The following is a 21,763-nucleotide window of genomic DNA, read 5'->3' as shown; positions in this document are numbered from 1 at the left end:
GAAATACTTTATATCATCATCTAAGAACTCTACCTATAGATCTCATTCTCCACTTGAAGGGAGGTGATGTGAGTAGCGCTGCCCGTCATAGGCGAGGCATCTGACCGTAAGCTGTACTCTAACTTCCTAGAATCCGCTCAGAGCTTGTTCGCACTACAATACCAAGTAAAAGGAGTGGAAAAGTAAACATGATTGGAAAAGGCTTTCGCAAGCATCTTTCCCTCGGCTTAGCCCTGGTTCTTACCTTGACCCTGGCCCCTACGTCTTATGCCGAGAAGCCCAGCATCTCTCTGAAGTCCGGGTTGTCTACAAGCTCCGCGCTGCCTGCCAAGGAGAAGATCAGCCAGAAGCTTCAGAAGCTGTTTGAAGGCGATGAATATGTTACTTACTTGGTCAAAATGAAGGAACAGACCGATACCGTCTCTGTCGCCAAGAACGCTCTCCAGAAGGCCACCCTGAACAAAGCCACTCCGTCTGCGGCCAAAATGTCGGCCCGCACCTCGGTCGTAAGCGCACTGCGCGAGACAGCGGCCCGCAGCCAATCCCAGGTAGAGAAGCTGCTGGAGCAAGAGCAGAAGAAAGGGCAAGTCAAAGAGTTTAAGAGCTACTTTATCGTCAACGCTTTTGCCGTGACCAGTACGAAGGATGTCATGGAGAGCCTCTCTCAGCTTTCCGAGGTAGAGAAGATTCTGCCCGATGAGGTAAGACACCTGGACAAAGCTGAGATCGACAAATCAGCTGCTGGCAGCTCCAAGGCGACTACCGCTCCAGCTGTTCAAGATACCAAGAACCACTCCTCTGCCAAAGATAGCTCACCTACTAAGGACGCTGCTTCCAAGGACAGCACACCTACTAAGGATGCTGCCTCCAAACCGGCAGCGAACTCAGATCAGATCGAATGGAACATCGCCCAGATTAATGCTCCCGAGGTTTGGGCAAAGGGCATCGACGGCACAGGCATTGTCGTTGCCAACCTGGACACGGGCGTAGATTACACCCATCCTGCGCTCGCCCGGAAATGGCGCGGCCTCGATGCTTCCGGCAACGTCGTAAATCCGGAGCTCAGCTGGTATGACCCGCACAGCAGGGCCAGTCTCCCGCAGGATGGCGACGGTCACGGAACCCATACCATGGGAACGATGGTCGGCTCTGAAGAGAACGGCAGCAACCAGATTGGGGTCGCCCCTGGCGCCAAATGGATCGCCGTGCGCATCTTCAATCCGGAGACCACCGACTCCATCATCCTGGATGGCGGCCAGTGGCTGCTTGCCCCGGTTGACCGCAATGGCAACCTCCATCCTGAGCTTGCTCCGGACGTGGTGAACAACTCCTGGGGCGGCGGAGCCGGTATGGATGAGTGGTTCCGGCCGATGGTGCAAGCCTGGAGAGCTGCGCAGATCTTCCCTGAGTTCTCCGCCGGCAACACGACCCTCACCAATCCGGGAGGTCCCGGCTCTGTAGCCAACCCGGCGAACTATCCGGAATCGTTCGCTACAGGCGCCACCGATATTAACCAGAACCTGGGCTCCTTCTCCCTCCTAGGCCCTTCCCCTTACGGAGAGACGAAGCCTGAGGTGTCCGCACCGGGCGTCAATATTCGCTCCTCGGTCCCTGGCGGCAATTATGAGGGCGGATGGAACGGCACCTCCATGGCCGGTCCCCATACGACCGCATTGGCTGCTCTGCTGCTGCAGGCCAACCACTCTCTGACCGTGGACCAGCTGGAGGAAATTATCCAAAACACGGCTACGCCGCGTACGGACAGCCAATTCCCGACCTCGCCTAATAATGGTTACGGACACGGCATCATTAATGCCCTGGATGCCGTAGGCTCTATCCTTCAAGGCGTGGGAAGCGTGTCCGGCAAGGTGACGACAGCTGGAGAGGATGAGGCGGACCCTGTGCTTGAGCACACTGCGCCTACACTTCTCTATAGCGGCGTCGATGCCAAAATTACCGCCCGTATTACCGACAACGTCTCGGTGACTTCTGCCGAAGTTTTTGCAAGAACGGCTGGCAGCGGGCATTATGTATATCTTCCGTTGGAACGCGTATCCGGCACGAGCACCGACGGACAGTACGAGACTACTATACCGGCTAGCCTGATCAAAAGCGCCGGATTGGAATACTATTTCCGCATTAATGATTACGGCAATAATTCCTTGGAAAGCAAAGTGTATTCCGTACAGGTCTCTGACGGCGTGAAGCCGGAATATTTCCAAGACTTCGAGACAGATAACGCAGGCTTTACCACCGGAGGAACCGGCAGCGCTTGGACTTGGGGAACTCCTGTCAGCGGACCTGGAGCTGCCTATTCCGGCAACAAGCTAATCGCCACCAACCTGACAGGCACCTACGCCGCCAACTCCAATGCGTATATTGCCCTGCCGACTATCAATCTCAAGGACAGCCCGGAAGGAGCCTTCCTCTCCTTCAAGCATTGGTATGATCTTGAGAACAATGTGGACCGCGGCACCCTCTATCTCGCAACAGAAGGCAATAGCCAGGAGCTTGTTCCTCTGGCCAGCTTCACCGGCGCAAGCGGCGGCTGGAAGAAGCAGTACGTAGACCTGCGTCCATATGCCGGACAGCAGATTCACCTGCTGTTCAACATTACAAGCGATGCCAGCGTACAGAAGGCTGGCTGGTACATCGACGACATTGCCGTCACGAATCCGGATGCGGAAGCTCCGGCAGCTCCTGCCTCACTGACCGCCACGACAACAAGCCTCGGTCAAGTGAATCTGACCTGGAACGCCAGCGAAGCGGAGGACTTGAAGCAGTACAAAGTATACCGCTCCACGACTTCCGGAAGCGGATATGAAGAAATTGCAGTAACTCCTGGCACTTCCTATACGGATGTCAATGTGGAGGACAATACCACTTACTATTACACGGTTACCGCTCAAGATTACAGCGACAATGAGAGCGAACGCTCCACGGAAGCCTCTGTTACGGTTCAACTGCCCGAAGTTCTGTTCAGCGATAACTTCGACAGGGACTCCGATGGTGGCTGGACCCATTCCGGTACAGGAGATGAATGGGAGCGCGGAGTACCTAGCGCACCCGGACCAGCAGCGGCTGTCTCCGAACCGAATGTATGGGGCACCGACCTGGATTCTACTTATGAGAATGGCACAGATGCTTCCCTGGTCTCCCCAGTCATCGACTTGAGTGCTCAAAGCCATGCGGCGCTCAGCTTCTCCCACTGGTATGAAATTGAGACCAAGTATGACGCTGGAACCGTTGAGATCACTACAAACGGCGGCAGCACTTGGACCGAACTGGGACGCTTCTCTCACAGTACGGAAGGCAAACAGTGGCAGACTGCCATTTATGATCTGGACGCCTATACAGGTCATGAAGTGCAGCTAAGATTCCATCTGAAGGCAGATAACTCTGTCGTGAAGGCTGGCTGGTACATTGACAATGTAAGTGTGCTGAGCGTAGCTGCACCGGAAGGCGCCAAGAAGCCGGCTCCAACCAAAGAGCTGGACCGTTATAAAGCAAAGCCTGAATACGACAGCCCGCTCTTCAAGATTACCAGCACCACAGACAGTGCAGCACTTGCTGCCCGCCAGGCTGCAAGTCAAGCCGTGCAGGCCGGTGACAGCATTTCCGCCAAGGACGGCAAAGGCGTAATCAGCCCAGCCAGCCTCCCTGCCAGCGCTACCGTCACGGTGGTCGAAACAGGTCGCTCCGTGAAGACTGACGGCGCTACAGGGCGCTATAACTTCACCCATGTAGCAGGTGATTATACGCTGAAGGCCGAAGCATATGGCTACTATCCGCAGACGCAGCCTGTCAAGATTGCCAACGGAAGCACAGCCAAGGTGAACTTCAGCCTGAAGCCTATTCCTCATGGCATCATTGAGGGCACCATTGTTGACGAACGCAGCGGCGAGCCGGTTGCCGGTGCGCAAGTATTCGTCCTTGAAGATCCGCGGGTTGCGGCTGTTCAGACCGCAGCAGATGGAACCTTCACCCTGGATGTACAGGAAGGCAGCTATACCCTGGTTGTATCTGCCGATGAATATTACGGCAAAGATGTCCCGGTTACCGTAGCTCCTAATGAGTCTACGCCGGTTCAAATTGAACTGAAGCCATTTATCGGCTTCCCGGGCGAGATTAGCTATGACGATGGCACCCCTGAGAATGCGCGATCCTTCAACGCCGCAGGCAACAGCTGGGCGGTAAGATTCACGCCGGATCAGGCCGAAGCCACTCAAGTAACCGGAGCTTCCTTCCGCTTCTGGAATACCGAATGGCCGGTCCCAGGCGGCACCGCGTTCAAATACTCCGTATATGACGCTTCCGGCGCAAACGGCGCACCGGGAAGATTGCTTGCCGGCCCATATGACGGCACCGCCCTCCGCAACAACGAGTGGACGGTAGTCACACTAGAGAAGCCGGTTACCGTTCAAGGCGATTTCTATATCGTCTATACACAGACGGCTGCCGGGACTGCCGCACCGGGACTTGCTACAGACGAGAGCAGCCCGAATGCCCTGCGCAGCTGGCAGCAGGTGAGCGGAGCTTGGAGCCAATCTCCGGAAGATGAAGGCAACTACATGATCCGCGCCGTAGTGCGGTACCCAGTCAACGCTCCGGTCATCACCTCGCCGGAGGCAAACAGCTTCACCAAAGAATCCACAGTCACGGTTACAGGCACCCTGCCTGTGGAAGGCGCTGAGGTGAAGATATACAACGGTACGGCAATAGCCGGAACCGGTGAGGTCAAGGACGGTAAGTTCAGCCTGCAAGTGGAGCTGGCCAACGGAGTAAACGAGCTTACGGCTGAAGCCGTAGTAAACGGCAAGATTACCGACCGTTCCCTTCCGGTTACGGTTACTCTCGATCAGACACTGCCTGAACTTACAATTACCTCTCCCGTGGACGGGGCCCGCATCAACTCCGAGGCTCTCACAGTTACAGGAACTGTAACGGATGAGTTCCTGGACACGGTAACCCTGAACGGCGAAGCTGTCACGGTCGGCGACGATCACGCCTTCACACATCGCCTGCTTGTGAATCCAGGCGAGAATACGATCACCGTGATCGCCAAAGACCGCGCAGGCAATGAGACAACCGTCACTCGGACGGTTCATGTAGATCTCGCGCTTCCTGAGATCACCAATATTAAGCCTGAAAGCGACGTAAACTTGAAGGAAGGCGAGACGCTTCGCGTCTCCTTCGACAGCGCTCCAGGTCTGACCGCTAGCTTCCACGTGGAGCTGCCGCTCTCCCTCGATTCGGCACGCGGCATTCCGCTTACGGAGACTGAGCCAGGACACTATGAGGCTGAATATACGATTCCAGCCAAGCTGGTCGTAGATGGCGGACTCATCGTCATCAAGATTCGCGACGCTGCCGGGAACGAGACTCAAGTCGAAGCTCCAGGCAAGCTGTACGTTGGCAGCGAAGGCAGCGGCGGCGAAGACAACCTGGCCCCGGTAGCGGTCATCAGCGCACCGGATCAAGCCAAGAAGAAGAAGAATGTTGAATTCAGCGCGGAAGACTCCTATGACGAAGATGGTGAAATCGTCAGCTACGCATGGGACTTCGGCGACGGCAAGCAGGATGACGGAGATTCCGTCCGTCACAAATTCAAGGAATCCGGCACCTATGTGGTTACGCTGACCGTTACTGATGACAAAGGGGCCGTAAGCACGGCAGAGCACACCATTGAGATTAAGTAACAGGCTTCCTGAAGCTCTAACATTCTAACCCAGGAAGCACACAGCTAACAGCAAAAGCAGGGGCTGTCCAGGATCAAGATCTCTTGATCCATGGCACAGCCCCTGCTTTATGCTTTCATTCTAAGGTATCCTCATTTTATTTCCGTCCGTAGTCCGCCTTGATCTCGCCCCATTCCTGGGTCTCCCACTTCAGCACCTTATTCTCATAGCTGTTGTTCTTCAGCCAGCTTAACGCGCGATCCACAAGGTCCCAGACCTCCTGTGTCGAAGCGTTGCGCGGCAGGCTGGTAGCCACCTTCTTCTCCCGTACCCATTTCAAGGCAGTACGAGAATCGCTGTAGACTGTCTTCTTGCTCCCCAGCTTTTTCAAATAAGCCAAGGAATGGACAATCGCAAGAAACTCCCCCAAATTGTTCGTTCCGTTCGGAATCGGGCCTCTAGCGAACAAAGTCTCCCCCGTCTGGGTATCGACTCCCCGATATTCGATGGGGCCGGGATTCCCTCTGGTTCCCACATCCACCGAGATGCTGTCATAATCAATCTCCGCCGTGGAAGCCGGTGCCGCGGCTGTTGAGCTCCCGCCTCTCACCGTCTTCCCCGCACCTGAGCTACTCTCTCTGGTCTTCGAACCGGCCGCCTTCTGACCCCAGTGCTTCTTCCAGCCTTCCTGGTACGCTCGTTCTGCTTCAGCTCGTGAAGTATAGGATTTATATTTCGCATCCTTGAACGTCTGCACCTGGGCCTGGCACGACGGCCAGTCCGTGTAAATGCCCGGCTGGACACCGACCCAGACTACGTAATATTTCTGCTGTGCCATGAATGACTCTCCCCCCTTTACCAAGTGTTATTCAAGTCCAAGCCCAGAAGAAACCGTCACGGTCCCAGGCAATTCTGCCGCCATGCAGCTTGCGAAAGGCCTTCTTCACGTCCTTGGACAGTGATGAGTTGCCGTTCTCATTCACAAAAACAAATTCATCTCCAAAATGCGCCTTAACATACGCTATGGCATCAGCCTGGTGCAGAGTTCCTTTGTTCCGGATCTCTTCCACCATCCACTGCGCCACCTGTTGTGCGGATGCTTCCATTCTAGGGCGGAGCCTCCTTATCGGTCGTTTCCATTTCTCTATTTGCAGGACAAATCATACCATGAAGCGGCAAGGAACTAAAGTTAGGAAGAGGGCCAGCTAGACGTACAGCTCCAACCTCACTCCCTTCCCTACAAAAAAAGCCCGGTCCGGCACAAACCGGTTGCCAGGCACTTAAGCTGCAATTGAACACCTCTGTCACTTCAGAATTCCTATCTCAGAAAACGAAACTTCCTCCCGCTGAGGACCAAGAGATTCAGCCCAATTGATGCTCCATAGCAGCAGCCCTGCAAGAGAATCAGACAGCTGATCATGCCGGCCGATGAAAGACAATGTTAAGCAGCCCATAGCCAGTAATAAAAGATTCGCTGACCCCTGCTTAATGGTTTGCGTATCATCCTGCAATTCCCTTCCGTATTCGTTCTTATGTAGTGTTTCAAAAATGATCCTGTTATGCCAGTTCCTTGAATAGCGGTTCTGCTAGGATCTGCAGACCTTACTTCACTTTTGCAACTTGTTCTTAATCCTCAGGGATTTATTGAGGTGTACAAAATTATGCCTTGTAGCAGGCATAAGCAGCAGTCCGGCAGTGATCTTTCCGCCCCAATAATCTTGGAGCCACTGCGCCTCCGGCTTTAAGGCCCCCTCTTTCTGTAACCTGCTGAGCCGGGAAGGCTCCACCTTCCGTTTAAAGTCGCCGGGCTGCAAATTCTGAATAATCTGCCTTGTTCTTAAGCCCACAGCCACCCGGTAAGCCATGAGTGCCTCCAGGTCCATTCCCGCAGTCAGCTCCGAAATTTCCTCCTCTGTCATTTCATTGCCCGAATGGCGAAAACGGATGTTCATCCGCTCATTCCAGCCGCCGATATCCAAGGTTTGCGGAGTCCCCGCCACGAGCAGGTTGAGTGTAATATCTTCAATCCGTGCAATATGCCACAGATGCCACACGATAGAGTTCTTCGTATCCGGAGTCACCACAGGGTACTTACGCCAGGTGTCCTCCTTCAGATCCTGCAGCAGAACATCCTCGAGAGTAGACTTTCCGGTAGAACGCACCTGCGAGGAATACAAGGCCGCATGCTGGCTTAAGGCCAGCTCCTGGGCCCTGGCATGCTCCTCTGGCTTGAGGATGATTGAAGTCAGCAGCTTATGCCCGGCATTCCAGGCCTTTCTCTGTTCCATATCCATGCGAAGGCTCCCCATTTACATGTGAATTTTCTTAGATCACTAAGGTAATTTCGCACTCTACGGAGCGATTCCTGCCGTCGTTTTTTGCTATTGTTTGAAATGATATACATAAACTAACAAGGGAAATTTGTTGTAAATACAACAAAAATAGTGTACTCTTTTCTTACCTTATATGAAAAATAAATGATTAGCGGGGGGGGGGGTGCAAACATGAAGGAAGTTCTACGTGAGGTTGGAATGATTGCCAGGTCATTGGATTCCATCAGCAATATAGAATTTAAACAATATGACCTTACCAAAGGGCAGTACCTGTACCTCGTTCGCATATGTGAAAATCCAGGAATCATTCAAGAAAAGTTGGCCGAAATGATCAAGGTAGACCGAACAACAGCTGCTCGCGCCATCCAGAAGCTTAAAATCAATGGGTTCATTGAGAAGGTGGATGATCCCACCAACAAAAAAATAAAAAAACTGTTTCCTACAGAGAAGGGAAGATCGGTCTACCCTTTTATTAGAAGGGAAAACGATTATTCCAACAGCGTTGCATTAGCCGGATTCTCCGAAAGTGAAATAGATACCATCTTTGCCTTGCTGCAAAGGGTCAGAAAAAATGTAGAGAAAGATTGGGAGTTCGTAAAAAAAGGAAATAAGAGAATTTACTGATTTGCTAAGAGGAGGACAACTAGCTATGACCCCAACCCTAAAAAAATGCACATTAGAAAACTTAAGCCTACTTCAAGAAATTAGTATTGAGACATTCAATGAGACTTTTAAAGATCAGAATACCCCCGAAAATATGAAAGCCTACTTGGAAAGAGCATTTCATGTGGAGCAATTAAAACAAGAATTGACTAACCTCTCTTCCGAGTTTTATTTTGTTTATGCGGATGGGGAAGTTGCGGGGTACTTAAAAGTAAACACCGATGAGGCTCAATCTGAGGAAATGGACCATGACTCTCTTGAAATCGAGAGGATCTATATAAGGAAGAAATATCATAAACAGGGACTTGGGAAATATTTATTTCATAAAGCTATAGAAATTGCGGTAGAACGGAATAAGAAGAAGGTCTGGCTAGGAGTCTGGGAGAAGAATAAGAACGCTATAGCCTTTTATCAAAAAATGGGCTTTATTCAAACGGGAGCTCACTCTTTCTATATGGGGGATGAAGAGCAAGTTGATTATATAATGACCAAAACACTCACTCGGACGAATTAGGCGATTCTCCAGCGCCTACCGAAGCCCTCTTTCAAATATTTTGCACTAAGCATGAGACCGGCCATTGGCCGGTCTGTTCCGGTTTGCTTAATGTCAATGAACATATTTACCGTAGTCAGGAATAGCGATTCGGTCAAACTCATTAACCAGCTTCTCCAATTCATTTGACAATACTTCACCAGCCATCGGCATACCGTGTCCGCAAATCGCTACCGCTGGCTGCAAATCAGCTAGCTTTCTTACGGAGTCCCAAGCCGCCTGCCAGTCTGTAGTGAGGTAACGCGGAGGGCCGCTGATCTCCTGCTCTTGAGTTAGAACTTTATAGAGCGACTCCTGCTTAACGGTAACAAAAGCGTCGCCTGCAATCAGCGCCCGATCAGCTTCTCTGAAGAAAGAGACGTGCCCTGGTGAATGTCCCGGCGTATGAATCCAGCGAAAGCCTGACAATTGGGGCACGCTCCCGTCAGCCGGGAAAGGCTGCACATGATCCCCCAGGTTTATAGGTTCGTTAGGAAACATCGGAGACATCTTGGCGACAAGCCCTCCTTCTACAGTTGGATCTGGCTCCGGATAGCTCATTTTCCCTGTTAAAAAAGGGAGCTCTAACTCATGGGCGTACACAGGAACCTGCCAATGCTCGACCAACTCAATCACGGCTCCTACATGGTCGAAATGTCCATGAGTTAGAAGAATGGCTCCAGGGCGGCAATCGGCCCCAAAACGCTGTTCAGTCATAGAGATAATCTCATTCGCTGATCCAGGCATGCCTGCGTCAACGAGAACAAAATCCTTCGCCCCTGAATTTCCAACCAGGCAGACGTTAACAATTTGGATCGTATGGCAATATAAATCCGGAAGCACTTCAGTGCCAAGACCGCTTCCCATGGAAGATGTCGGGATATACTTGTAATCGCTGCCGTATTCCATTTCTGTATCCATACCTTTAGTTACCCCACCTTGTCCTATGATGGTTCTTAGCGTGAGAAATTGCTCCCGAATTTATTCAACACCTTATGCAGACCTGGCTTATCCTATCATTAGAGGTTGTTAGCACAATCAAAAAAGGGAGCTGCTGTTCACTAGTCTTCAAAGTGAACAACAGCTCCTTACTTTACCTCTCGCTGGGCAACTATCCTATCCCAACTCGGCCATCACCCCAAAGTGGTCCGACACGACGGCTCCGTTCTTGCCGTTCATCACTACCGTGGAAGACTTCACCTTCACCGGATGGTTGGAGAAAATATAGTCGATGCGCAGCGTCTCCTGATTGTTCTCCCAGCCTGCGATCGCCTTGACCACCGTCGCCCCTTCATCGCGAACCGCTGCCTGCTTGTACAGATCATGCCAGCCCTTGCCGAGGATGTAATCATAGCCTTCCCCTCTGACTTCAGCAGCATTGTTAAAATCGCCCAGTATAAAGAGCGGCTCCTTCTTATAGCGGCTGAGCATAATTTCCGTGCGCACCCACTGCCCCAGGAATGGCTCTGCCTGATCGTGCCACCAGCCGTAATGGCCGCTCACGAACCACGTATCCTGCCCCTTGATGGTAGTCTTTATACCGAGAATTTTGCGGGTACGGAAGTTATCATATAGCTGCATGTCCGATACATAGTGGCTGAAGGCTGCTTTAATCGGCGTCTTGCTCAAGATCGCCACGCCCTCATCATATTTTCCCGCTGCCATATGAACCGGAACCCAAGTCCAATGATACGCATCGGACAGCTGCTGCTGAAGCAGCAGTGCATAGTTATCCTGCTTAATTCGCACACCCGGATCGGCAGCATAAAATTTAGATAAAACCGAAGGCTCAGCCTCCGCCTCCTCCATCGATTGATTCACCTCTTGCAGAGCGATCACATCGACCTGCTGATCCAGAATAAAATCGGCCAGCTGCCGGATCTTCTCCAGCTGCTCGGTTTCATGCCAAGAGTGCGTGTTCAGTGTTAATAATTTCATGAGGATATCACCTGCTCTTAAAATTCTGGTAAACCCGCCGCTTGTACAAGTTTATCTAACTAGTTTACCCCAATCCTGCCTATAAATGAACTCTTGATCTTGGCTTCTCGCCTAATCCCTTCTAAGCAAGTGCCCACCTGATTAGCTAGAGACAAAACGGCGGCGGCCCAAAGCACTAACCTTGGACCGCCGCTTTATTATGAATCTATTATGAATTACAGAATCTCTTTGAACATCGCAATAACTTCATCCTTCGTCGGCTGATAAGGATTGCCGGGAGCACAGGCATCCTTCAGCGCATTGTCTGCCAGCAACTCAAGGTCTACCTCCTGAATGCCCAGCTTGCTCAGCTTGGAAGGAATGCCCACCTTCACAGACAAGTCCTGAATGGCCTTAATGACCTCGTCCGCACACTCAGCATCAGACTTGCCGGCCGGGTCCAGCCCTGCGGCCTTAGCAATTAGCCGGAACTTCGCCGGACTGCGCTTCGCATTCTCCCGCTCTACAATCGGGAGCAGCATGGCATTGCAGACCCCGTGCGGCAGATCATACATTCCGCCCAGCTGATGAGCCATCGCATGCACAAAGCCAAGCCCGGCATTGTTGAAGGCAAGCCCAGCAAGAAACATGACATAGGTCATCTGCTCACGCGCCTCGATATCCTCTCCCTTCTCTACAGCCCTGGGCAAATAATTAAAGATAATCTCTACCGCGGCAAGTGCTGTGGCATTTGTCACGGGAAAAGCGCCCGGGGTCACAATTGCCTCAATGGCATGTGTCAGGGCATCCATACCGGTGGCTGCCGTCAGAGAAGCCGGTTTGCCTGTCATCAGCTCAGGATCATTGACCGAGATTGTCACTAGACTGTTCTTGTCGACCATCACCATCTTTACGCCGCGGTCCTCGTCGGTAATCACATAGTTAATAGTATATTCGCTGGAGGTGCCTGCGGTTGTATTCACCGCTATAATCGGAACGGATTTGTGACGGGTCTTCCCCACGCCTTCATAGCTGCGAATATCCCCGCCGTTCGTCACCACCAGGCCGATCGCCTTGGCCGCATCCTGCGGCGAGCCTCCGCCAACGGAGACGATGAATTCACACTGCGACTCCTGGAACAATTCCACCCCGTCCTGGACATTCTTCGTCGTAGGATTGGGCTTCACTTCATCATAGACCACAGCCTCTACACCAGCACCGCTCAGCACCTGCTTCACCTTGTCCGCAATTCCACTCTGGTTCAGAAACTTATCCGTGACTAGCAGCGCCTTCCTGCAGCCTAGCTCTGCAACATAGGGCCCCATATCAGCAAGACAGCCTCTTCCCATCAGGTTCGTGCTGGGTACATAGACAACATGTGTTGAACTCATCCTTATTCCTCCTTGGACTTTTAAGACAGGTCTTCTATCTCAAATAGACAAACTGTCTTTGTTCTGGTCATTAAATACCTGTTATCATGTTGTATGTGTTTGTTTTATTTGAGAATACCACATAATCTCCTGATGTTTTGTGAAAACAATCACTTTTGAAAGAGAGCATTAAGTCTGCTAGTAATCTTCACCACGTACGACAGGTTCAGTCCTGCTGACGGAAATGAGCCAATCAACAGCTGCATTTATAATGTTCATAACGACAGCAGGCTGCCTTTACCTGGCAGCCTGCTGTCATTTTACTATCCTAGTACACAACTCCTGAGCTTGCGGAATACTGCTCTTTCTTACGACGCTTCCGCTTCTTTGTCATTGCCGACAATCTGCAGCAGCTCTTGCTGCTCCTTGACTTGTCCCTGCTGGAGAGGAAGCACATCTGTATAGTCAAACGTATTGGTTACGATGACCGGTGTAACGGTAGGGTAGCCAGCCTCACGAATCTTCTCGAGGTCGAATTCGAGCAGCAGCTGTCCTGCTGTTACCCGATCACCTTCCTTGATGTGGGAGGTGAAGTGCTCCCCGTTGAGCTTAACGGTATCAATGCCTACATGAACCAGAACTTCAGCACCGCTGTCCGACACGACAGCCAGCGCATGCTTCTTCTTGAAGGCGACAGTGATCGTTCCGTCGAACGGAGCCACTACACGTCCGGATGTGGGCTCAATCGCCACGCCTTTACCCATAGCCTCCGAGGAGAAGGCTGGATCAGGTACTTCTGACAGAGCCACAACAGTTCCGCTGAGCGGGCTAAGCGCTTTCTCGCTCACTTTATCTGAATCGCCATTCACAGGAGCAACCGATTCTGCAGGTACTTCTGTCTTGTTGTCTTCTTCAACCGGATCTTTAAAGCCAAGCACATAAGCCAGTACAGCAGAGATCAGGAACGAAGCCACGATCCCAATAATCAGGCCAGGGAAGCCTTGTCCGCCTGGACCGTAGAAGATCGGCAGGGTCAGCAGGCCAGGTGCGCCGGAAGCGAAGGCCTGGGTGCCGGCTTGACCTATGATGGCACCGCCAACGGCTCCGCCAACCAGCCCAGCAATGAACGGACGCTTCAGCGGAAGGGTTACCCCATATACCGCTGGTTCCGTAATGCCGAACAAGGCGGACAGTGTTGCGGAACCTGCAAGGGTTCTGAGCTTCTTGTTCTTCGTTCTCAGCATAACGCCGAATGCAGCGCCGGTCTGTGCGAAGACAGATGCCGTTGCGGCCGGCTTGATGCCGTCTTTGCCATATACAGCAATGTTGTTAATAAACACGGGCACAAGGCCCCAGTGAACCCCGAAGATAACGAGCAGCTGCCAGGATGCACCCAGAATAGCACCAGCGAGCAGCGGGCTGAACGAGAAGGCAGCCAGCAGGCCATCGGCAATCGCATTGCCGACATACACGCCGATCGGTCCGAATACGATCAGGGTCAGCGGCAGCATCACTACAAGTGAGATCAATGGTGTGATAAAGTTCTTCACACTCTCATGAATAACGCGGTTACAGAACTTCTCGAGCTTACTCATAACGATAATGGCTAAGATAATCGGAATAACCGTAGAAGAATAGCTCATCATGACGACCGGAATACCGAAGAAATGCGTATCGGTTCCGTCTGTTTTCAACTGAATAATCGTAGGATAGACTAATGCTCCGGCAATGGTTAGCGCCGTAAAGATATTACCGCCAAACTTCCGCGCCGTTGTAACCGCTAACAATAATGGCAGGAAGTAGAACAGGCTGTCGGCTGCAGCATACAGGATGATATACGTTGTATCCGTCTTCTCCAGCCAGTGGAAATTGCTGAAGATCAGCAGCAGGCCTTTGAGAATACCGGCTCCCGCCATCACGCCAAGCAGCGGGGCGAAGATGCTGGAAATAACATCGACTACAGCGCCAATCCCTTTTTTGCCTCCCTGAGCCTTCTCTTCTGTCTTGGAATCGCTTAGAATATTGGACACCTGCCCGATCGCATTGTAGACCTCAGGCACCTTGTTACCGATGACCACCTGGAATTGTCCGCCGCTTTCCTTGACTGTGATAATTCCATCGGTCTTCTCAAGCTTCGCTTTGTCCGCCTTGGACAAATCCTTCAGACTAAAACGCAGGCGTGTTGCACAGTGGACGAGTGAGACGACATTTTTCTCTCCGCCTACACCTTGCACTATTTCTTTGGCTAATTGCTCATAATTCATGCCCAAGACCTCCCTATTTTCTTGAATAACAGGATTTAATTGGGTAATATAGGCAATAAAAAAACCCAAGCCTTGAAAAATAGTAGACGAGCATAAGTCTCGCTATTTTTCACGACTCAGGTTTTGCCTGCATAACCAGTAACAATCCCAATGGATGTGATTCAGTTTTGATGTCTCTATAATATAACGCTTTCTTTTCTTTGTCAACGCATACATTTCATTTTTTTATCTATATAGAATGAACTAAAGAAATGAACGTTATAGGGCCATATTAGGCCGTGAAAATAGAAAGTTCAATGTAAAACTTATATAATTCGACATGTTTAGCCTTTAGCGGTTGACCACTCGCTCGATATGCACGGTCAAGTACAGCATTTCCTCGTTCGTCAGCTTGTGGCTGTATTCCTTCTCCACGAACATTTTGATTTTCTCGGTGCACAGCGCAGCCTCTTTGTGCTTCTCCTTAATCAGATCGTACAGATGGTCATAGTTATCCTCATAGTGCGTACCCTTGAACACTCGCTGGGCGAAAAACTTGAGATGCGTAATAAACCGGAAATAGCTCAGCGACTCCTCTTCGAACTCCGTGCCAAAATGATATTTGACGATATTGATAATCTGCTGCATAAATTTGGTGATGTCCATCGTTGTGCGGACTTCCTCATTCATCTCCGCATTGACAATATGGATTGCTATAAAGGCCGCCTCGTCCTCGGGCAGGTCAATGTCCAGCTTCCGCTTGATCTGCTCGAGCGTCTTCAGCCCAATCTGGAACTCTTCCTTGTACAGCTGCTTGATTTCCCAGAGCAGGGCATTCTTAATCTCCAGTCCCTTCTGGTGGCGCTCTACAGCAAAGTTGATATGATCCGTTAGCGATACATATATATTCTCATTCAATTTCTTGCCCAGATTCTTCTTGGTGTAATCAATGATCTCCTCAACGATTACGATCAGCTCAATGGGAACCTCCCGCAGCAGCATTTTGAAATTATCAGAGGTCTGCTTGTTCTTGAGCGCGAACACCTTTTCAATCCGGTCTTCGTCCACTGCATCGCCAGGCTTTTTCTTAAATGCAATCCCCCTGCCCATAACGACCAGCTCTGATCCGTCTGCCTGATGAACACTGATAACATTGTTATTGATGACCTTAGCTATTTTCATGCCGTCCCCCATCCTTCATACCCTCAATCTGGACTTGTTGCTCTATTCTACTTTACTGAAAAAAAGAAAAAACCATCAGCACGACAAAATAAACTAAGATCCTTAAGATCTTAAATTTCATCGGCTTAGGTTTTGCCTGCCTTGCAGTAACAACCCTAAATAGGATCTATTCGATTACGTCCTAGTTTAGCTGGTGCCAATAACCTTGTCAACGCTTTCACCCAGAATAAAAAGCTGCGCCGCCCCACATGCACCTGCTTGCTTCATTCATAGCAAAGCTGCATTATTAGCGGCTTTTCCTATACTCATCCTTAGTATCGCTCGGATATCTGCGGCAAAATTAGGCCAGCTAGCGTATAATAACCTATACGATGTTTTCAAGACAAGGTGGTATATAAGATGAACGCTTATCAATCGTTATGCAAATCTCTGTTTAAGGATTTTGACGCAGACCATATTAAATATTCCGAATCGCTTCGAAATTACACATATACACGACTCGGTGGGGATGCCGATGTGCTCATCTCTCCAACCACGGTAGATGAAGTGGCCGCTGTCGTGAAGAGAGCCGCTGAGCACAGCATTCCGCTGACCATGATGGGATACGGCTCCAACATGATTGTCAGGGACGGCGGTATCCGCGGCATCACCCTGTCCCTGCAGCACCTCAATAGCATCCGGATAGATGGGCATTCCTTGACCGCGCAGGGCGGAGCTGCCATCATAGACGTCTCCAGACGGGCGCTGGCCGAGAGCCTGACCGGTCTGGAATTTGCCTGCGGCATCCCGGGCTCAGTGGGGGGTGCACTCTACATGAACGCCGGAGCTTATGGCGGCCAAATGTCTGATGTGGTGGAATCCGCCGTCGTGGTTACCCCGGAAGGGGACATCGTGACCCTGCAGAGCGAGGAGCTGCTGCTCGGGTATCGAACAAGCGTATTTATGGGCAGACCCTACATCATCCTTGAGGTTACTATGAAGCTGGAGCTCGGGCATCCGGCCGAGATCAAGGCCAAAATGGATGAGCTGACCCATGCGAGGGAATCCAAGCAGCCGCTTGAGTATCCTTCCTGCGGAAGTGTGTTCAAGCGTCCGGAAGGATATTTTGCCGGCAAGCTGATTCAGGACTGCGGGCTTCAGGGTACCCGAATCGGCGGCGCCGAAGTGTCGCGCAAGCATTCCGGCTTCATCGTCAACGTGGACAATGCTACAGCACAGGATTATCTTAACCTGATCGCCTTGATTCAGGAGACCGTCAGCCGCAAGTTCAATGTCAACCTGGAGACAGAGGTTATCGTGATCGGCGAGGACCTTGTGGTGCAAGAGAACAAGTGAACAAGGCTATATTTTGCATCAATTAAAGTATGCCGGGGCCTTTTCCCTCCCCTGCTGAAAGCCAGAAGAAGCCCTGGATAACCAGGGCTTCTTCTGTATCTTTAGGATCAAGAGTATTATTCGCCGAGATTCTCGCCGTTTGATGCAATCACATTCTTGTACCAGCTGAAGCTCTTCTTCTTAATCCGCTTCAGCGTTCCTTTGCCTTCGTTATCACGGTCTACGTAGATGTAGCCGTAACGCTTTTTCATCTCACCGGAAGAGGCGCTGACAATATCAATCGGCCCCCAGCTGGTGTAGCCAATGATCTCGCAGCCGTCCTGAATCGCTTCGCCCAGCTCCGCAACATGCCGTTTCAGATAGTCAATCCGGTAATCGTCATTCACTTCGCCTTCCGGTGTTACGATGTCGCTGGCACCGAATCCGTTCTCAACGACGAACAGCGGCTTCTGATAGCGGTCATGCAGCTGGTTAGCCGTAATGCGGAAGCCCTTCGGATCAATCGTCCAGCCCCATTCGGATTTAGCCAGATAAGGGTTCGCCACCGAGCCGAACACATTGCCGGTCGTCATGTTCTTGTTCACCTCAGGGTCTGTGCTGGTCGTCCGGCTGGAATAGTAGCTGAAGCCGATGTAGTCGACCGTTCCCTCTCTGAGAATCTCTGCATCCTCCGGCTGCATCTCAATGTTCAACCCGTGATCCCGGAAGAAGCGCTTCGCATAGCCTGGATATTCTCCGCGCGATTGAACATCAATGAAGAAATAAGACTCGCGGTCCTTCTCCATGCCCTGATACACATCTTCAGGATTGCATGTGAACGGGTAGAAGCTGCCGGCAGCGAGCATACAGCCGATTTGGGCATCCGGAATGATCTCATGGCAGGCTTTAACAGCCAAGGCGCTGGCCAGCAGCTGATGATGCGCTGCTTGATACTGAATCTGCTTGATATTGTCGCCTTCCTTGAACGCAAGGCCAGCTCCCAGGAATGGCAGGTGCAGCAGCATGTTGATCTCATTGAAGGTCATCCAGTATTTCGCTTTGTCCTTATAGCGAGCGAACACGGTCTTGGAGTAGGTTTCGAACAGCTCAACCATTTTGCGGTGTCTCCAGCTGCCGTATTTCTCAACCAGGGCCACAGGCACGTCGAAATGAGCCAGTGTTACGACAGGCTGAATGTTGTATTTCAGCATTTCGTCGAACAGATCATCATAGAACTTCAAGCCAGCCTCATTCGGAGCCGCCTCTTCACCCGTCGGATAAATTCTCGCCCAGGAAATCGACACGCGCAGCGCCTTGAAGCCCATCTCTGCAAACAGAGCCATATCCTCTTTGTAATGGTGATAGAAATCGATCGCTTCATGAGAAGGATAGAACTCACCTTCAAGCGGGGTGAATGAAGGAACATTCCCCTTCATAATGCTTCTGCGGTTCTCCCCTGTAGGCAGCAAATCTACTGAGGACAGGCCTTTGCCATCCTCCAGGTAAGCGCCTTCAGCCTGGTTCGCAGCAATGGCGCCTCCCCATAAAAAATTCTCAGGAAATCTAAAGTTAGACATATTCATTCTCCTTCCAAATGAGTGGTTAGCTTCTTGTGGGAACTTACCATCTCCGGCCAATAAAAAAACCTGAACAACCCCCGCTGCATCATAAAATGCAGCAGAAGCGTTCAGGTTATGCCCAAATGGTAACATTCCCAGTGTCGTATGGATGAACTCTAATAAAATTACTTTATACAAGAACTTTAACAAGCAAAGCATGAGATGTCAATAAAGTGAATATGCCTGCTTGCTTGGGGAGTGAATCTAGAACTGCGGAAGAATCCGGGTCAGTTCAAGCTTAGCTGCATGCAAATCTGCTTGCGAGTTATTCAGCAGCACCTTATTCATCTCCAGCTGCTCAATTAGCTCCAGTTCAAACTCCCTTCGGCTCTTGAGAACTTCCAGTGTTCCTTCCAGCCCCCTAAGACCCCGGCGTCTGCCGTAACCCTGCTCTGTGTAATAGGGAATGAACCCTTCCGACCATGCCTCGGGTCTCTCCTTAACCGCCCTTAAGAAGGCAGCCTCCAGATTATCCCGATTGACATAAATGAGCAGCGGATTCAGCGCCTTTACGGCTTCGGCCAGGTCCATCACGAAGCCAGCCACTTCCTCTTTCGGGGCATCATATTTGATCATCCCCAGCGTCGCCGGATTTTGGATGAAGCAGCAATCAAATATGTACACACAATCTTCCTGGGCAGCAGCAGCGCCGAACCTTCTCCATTTCTCGGTGATCAGCTCACGCCCTAGCTTGAACGGAAGCTCGTAGATATCGCCCTCGGCCATCCGGCGGACAAGCTCTTCGGGCAGCTGCGAACCTGCTCCTTCTAGCAGCTTGCGGTACGGAAGCAGCCATCCACCCCCGTGCCTTACCGCCCATGATTGAAGCAGCCCTTCAAATTCTTCAGAAGCATGGAACTCCGATATCAGCTCAGCGAACTCGTCATCTGTAAAATACGAGGTTCCATCATAGTCCGCTGGATGCTCCAAATTACCTTCCTCAAATAAGCGGACCTTCATTCCTTGTTCGGTCAACACCTCGCTCATAAGCCGGGCAATGGTCGATTTGCCGAAGCCAGGTAAGCCTTCTACCAAGACGAGCCTTGTATTCACACGATCTACCTCCTGTCAGCCGGGTACAGTGCCCCGTCCCTCTCAAGGCTTATTCTCTACTTCAGACGGCTAAGGAGGCAAGATAAAAAATGCCTATATGTGTTCTTACGGCTCTCACCATCTAATCTGCCTAATGGCGCCTAGCATCCGCTCACGGTCTGTTTGTCCGGCTTCCCACCCGCTAATCTCGTCTTGGAGAGCGCTTAAATTAAGATAGCCCTTAGCGATTGCGTTCAATCTGGCCGCTAGCGTTGAATTCACCCAAAGGGCTTCTGAAGGATACAGCGAGCTCAGCTTCTCTACGGCATCCGGGTATCTCTTTAAATAGTATTTCTGGTGTCTGTCCTCTGCAGGGTAAAAAGCAGCATAAGGCGCGACCTCCGTAGCCGGCTGTTCCTTCCCGCCGCGGGTCATCTCCGCCATCAGCTGCACCGCAGCCGCTCGCTGCTCCTCATCATGGTACAGCACTAGGGACAAGTATTGCCGTCCCTTGTAGCCGTTGATATTCGCAGGATTATGATGGGCCCAGAAGACCTCCAGAAGCTGGCGGAACGTAATCTGATTCGGGTCAAACTCCAGCCGAACGGTCTCCGAATGATCCCCCATCTCCCGATATACCGGATGCGGAGTTGTCCCTCCAGCGTAGCCGACCCGGGTGCGCACGACACCCGGCAGCTGCCCAAACAGCGCTTCCGGGCTCCAGAAGCATCCCATCCCCAGCGTTGCAATTTGGAGCGCCCCCTCCTTGACGAAGATTGCGGGAAGACTGTCCCCGCTCCCGCCCTGATTCGGAATCTTCTCCATATTCATGACCAGCACCTCTCTTCAGATTCTGGGTGATAAATTCTCTTCATACAGCATGCAGATCCGCTGCAGCTGCTCTCGGGCATATGCCTTCAGCTCTGGCGGCTCCAGTACCTGTGCCTGACCGATTAACTCCAACACGTCCCGTCTGGCGGCAGCCTCTCCAAACATATTAACCGTCAGGAACAGATTCTCTCCTTCCTGACGAATATTCATAACGTCCAGCTTGCTCATAAGGCTGGCTGAAGCATCGGTATGGATTATTTTTAAGACTACAGCATAATGCTCTGCAGCCCGAGTCTCCTGCTTGAATTGCTCCTCTTGACTATGCCAGTACGCCTGCAGGGTGAAGGCCTCCGGAATGTCAAAGGTATCATCTGTTAACCTTGCTTCCAGAATACGTTCGCATTTGAAGGTTCGAACTCCACCTGATTCCCGGCAGAAAGCGGCTAAATACCATTCACCCCTTTTAACCACCAGGCCATAGGGAGAGAGAAGACGGGACGAGATATAACCGCTTGTCTTCCCGTACTTCACGAGCACCTGCCTGGACCGCCAGACTGCGGTTCGAAGCGTCTCCAGACAAGGGATCTGCGCCCGCTCTGACCACCAGGGCCGTTCGTCATAATAAAACCGGCTTCTGGCCTTAGCAAGGTCTGGCTGATAAGAGTCGGGAAGCGTCTTTTCCAGTTTCAGGAGCGCATTCTTGAGCTTCAGCCCAGCCCTGGTAGACTCGGGGGAATAGATCCCCATGCCCGTTAAATAGAGGTGAATCACCTCATCGCCATGAAGCCCGTTCAGAGCAACATGACTGCCCTCCATCAGCTGAATCCCTCCCTGCGGACCGGGAAGCGCCACAATCGGAACACCGGCTTCCGCAAGGGTATCGACATCGCGATAGATTGACCGTACCGAAGTCTCCAAAGCCTCGGCCAGCTCCTTCGCCTTCATTCTCCCTCTAGATTCAATAAGAAGAAGTATCGCAATTAAGCGGTGCACTCTCATAACAAGCCTCCAATATGAACAATTGGAATTAATTTATTCTTACCTTACGA

General features: G+C 51.4%; 16 protein-coding genes. 4 read left to right on the top strand and 12 right to left on the bottom strand.

Annotated features, from left to right (window positions below; translation table 11 throughout):
- Positions 1–188 precede the first annotated feature (188 nt).
- Positions 189–5,699 (top strand): S8 family serine peptidase, encoded by a 5,511-nt coding sequence (locus DCC85_RS01545; RefSeq protein ID WP_108463989.1) that lies wholly within the window; start codon positions 189–191, stop codon positions 5,697–5,699.
- A 136-nt stretch (positions 5,700–5,835) separates the two neighbouring features.
- On the opposite strand, the gene rnhA is transcribed toward DCC85_RS01545, so the two are convergent.
- The 3 genes from rnhA to DCC85_RS01525 form a co-directional block, all read right to left on the bottom strand.
- The gene (rnhA, locus tag DCC85_RS01540; RefSeq protein ID WP_108463988.1) at positions 5,836–6,516 is read right to left on the bottom strand and encodes a ribonuclease H; all 681 of its coding nucleotides are present in this window, start codon (positions 6,514–6,516) and stop codon (positions 5,836–5,838) included.
- Between the two features lie 31 nt (positions 6,517–6,547).
- Entirely contained in the window at positions 6,548–6,784 is a 237-nt protein-coding gene (locus DCC85_RS01535) for a DUF6953 family protein (protein WP_108463987.1), read from the bottom strand.
- A 501-nt stretch (positions 6,785–7,285) separates the two neighbouring features.
- On the bottom strand, positions 7,286–7,966 hold the full coding sequence (locus DCC85_RS01525; protein WP_325048398.1) for a DinB family protein: 681 nt from the start codon (positions 7,964–7,966) through the stop codon (positions 7,286–7,288).
- Positions 7,967–8,182: 216 nt separating this feature from the next.
- On the opposite strand from DCC85_RS01525, the gene DCC85_RS01520 reads away from it, so the two are divergent.
- Both DCC85_RS01520 and DCC85_RS01515 read left to right on the top strand, forming a co-directional pair.
- On the top strand, positions 8,183–8,635 hold the full coding sequence (locus tag DCC85_RS01520) for a MarR family winged helix-turn-helix transcriptional regulator (protein WP_108463984.1): 453 nt from the start codon (positions 8,183–8,185) through the stop codon (positions 8,633–8,635).
- A 25-nt stretch (positions 8,636–8,660) separates the two neighbouring features.
- On the top strand, positions 8,661–9,188 hold the full coding sequence (locus DCC85_RS01515) for a spermidine/spermine N(1)-acetyltransferase (RefSeq protein WP_108463983.1): 528 nt from the start codon (positions 8,661–8,663) through the stop codon (positions 9,186–9,188).
- Between the two features lie 93 nt (positions 9,189–9,281).
- Here the strand turns inward: DCC85_RS01515 and DCC85_RS01510 are convergent, their stop codons facing one another.
- The 5 genes from DCC85_RS01510 to licT form a co-directional block, all read right to left on the bottom strand.
- A complete protein-coding gene (locus DCC85_RS01510) occupies positions 9,282–10,127 on the bottom strand; it encodes an MBL fold metallo-hydrolase (RefSeq protein ID WP_108463982.1) in 846 nt (281 codons plus the stop codon).
- Positions 10,128–10,322: 195 nt separating this feature from the next.
- Positions 10,323–11,144 (bottom strand): endonuclease/exonuclease/phosphatase family protein, encoded by an 822-nt coding sequence (locus DCC85_RS01505; protein WP_108463981.1) that lies wholly within the window; start codon positions 11,142–11,144, stop codon positions 10,323–10,325.
- 215 nt (positions 11,145–11,359) lie between these two features.
- Positions 11,360–12,514: an iron-containing alcohol dehydrogenase gene (locus DCC85_RS01500; RefSeq protein ID WP_108463980.1), complete on the bottom strand. Its 1,155-nt coding sequence runs from the start codon at positions 12,512–12,514 to the stop codon at positions 11,360–11,362.
- A 347-nt stretch (positions 12,515–12,861) separates the two neighbouring features.
- Positions 12,862–14,757: a beta-glucoside-specific PTS transporter subunit IIABC gene (locus DCC85_RS01495; RefSeq protein ID WP_108463979.1), complete on the bottom strand. Its 1,896-nt coding sequence runs from the start codon at positions 14,755–14,757 to the stop codon at positions 12,862–12,864.
- Positions 14,758–15,087: 330 nt separating this feature from the next.
- On the bottom strand, positions 15,088–15,918 hold the full coding sequence (licT, locus tag DCC85_RS01490; RefSeq protein ID WP_108467658.1) for a BglG family transcription antiterminator LicT: 831 nt from the start codon (positions 15,916–15,918) through the stop codon (positions 15,088–15,090).
- 399 nt (positions 15,919–16,317) lie between these two features.
- On the opposite strand from licT, the gene murB reads away from it, so the two are divergent.
- A complete protein-coding gene (gene murB / locus DCC85_RS01485; RefSeq protein WP_108463978.1) occupies positions 16,318–17,253 on the top strand; it encodes a UDP-N-acetylmuramate dehydrogenase in 936 nt (311 codons plus the stop codon).
- Between the two features lie 116 nt (positions 17,254–17,369).
- On the opposite strand, the gene DCC85_RS01480 is transcribed toward murB, so the two are convergent.
- The 4 genes from DCC85_RS01480 to DCC85_RS01465 form a co-directional block, all read right to left on the bottom strand.
- Positions 17,370–18,809 (bottom strand): 6-phospho-beta-glucosidase, encoded by a 1,440-nt coding sequence (locus tag DCC85_RS01480; RefSeq protein WP_108463977.1) that lies wholly within the window; start codon positions 18,807–18,809, stop codon positions 17,370–17,372.
- A gap of 246 nt (positions 18,810–19,055) precedes the next feature.
- Complete coding sequence (locus DCC85_RS01475) at positions 19,056–19,904, bottom strand: P-loop NTPase family protein (protein WP_108463976.1); 849 nt, start codon at positions 19,902–19,904, stop codon at positions 19,056–19,058.
- 114 nt (positions 19,905–20,018) lie between these two features.
- Positions 20,019–20,714 carry a peptide-methionine (S)-S-oxide reductase MsrA gene (msrA, locus tag DCC85_RS01470; RefSeq protein WP_234414291.1) on the bottom strand — a complete coding sequence of 232 codons (696 nt, stop codon included), beginning with the start codon at positions 20,712–20,714 and terminating at the stop codon, positions 20,019–20,021.
- Positions 20,715–20,729: 15 nt separating this feature from the next.
- Entirely contained in the window at positions 20,730–21,713 is a 984-nt protein-coding gene (locus DCC85_RS01465) for a helix-turn-helix transcriptional regulator (RefSeq protein ID WP_108463975.1), read from the bottom strand.
- Positions 21,714–21,763 lie beyond the last annotated feature (50 nt).

This window comes from Paenibacillus sp. CAA11 (genome assembly GCF_003060825.1).
Classification (GTDB): Bacteria; Bacillota; Bacilli; order Paenibacillales; family Paenibacillaceae; genus Fontibacillus.
This window is presented reverse-complemented; position numbering and strand designations above follow the sequence as displayed.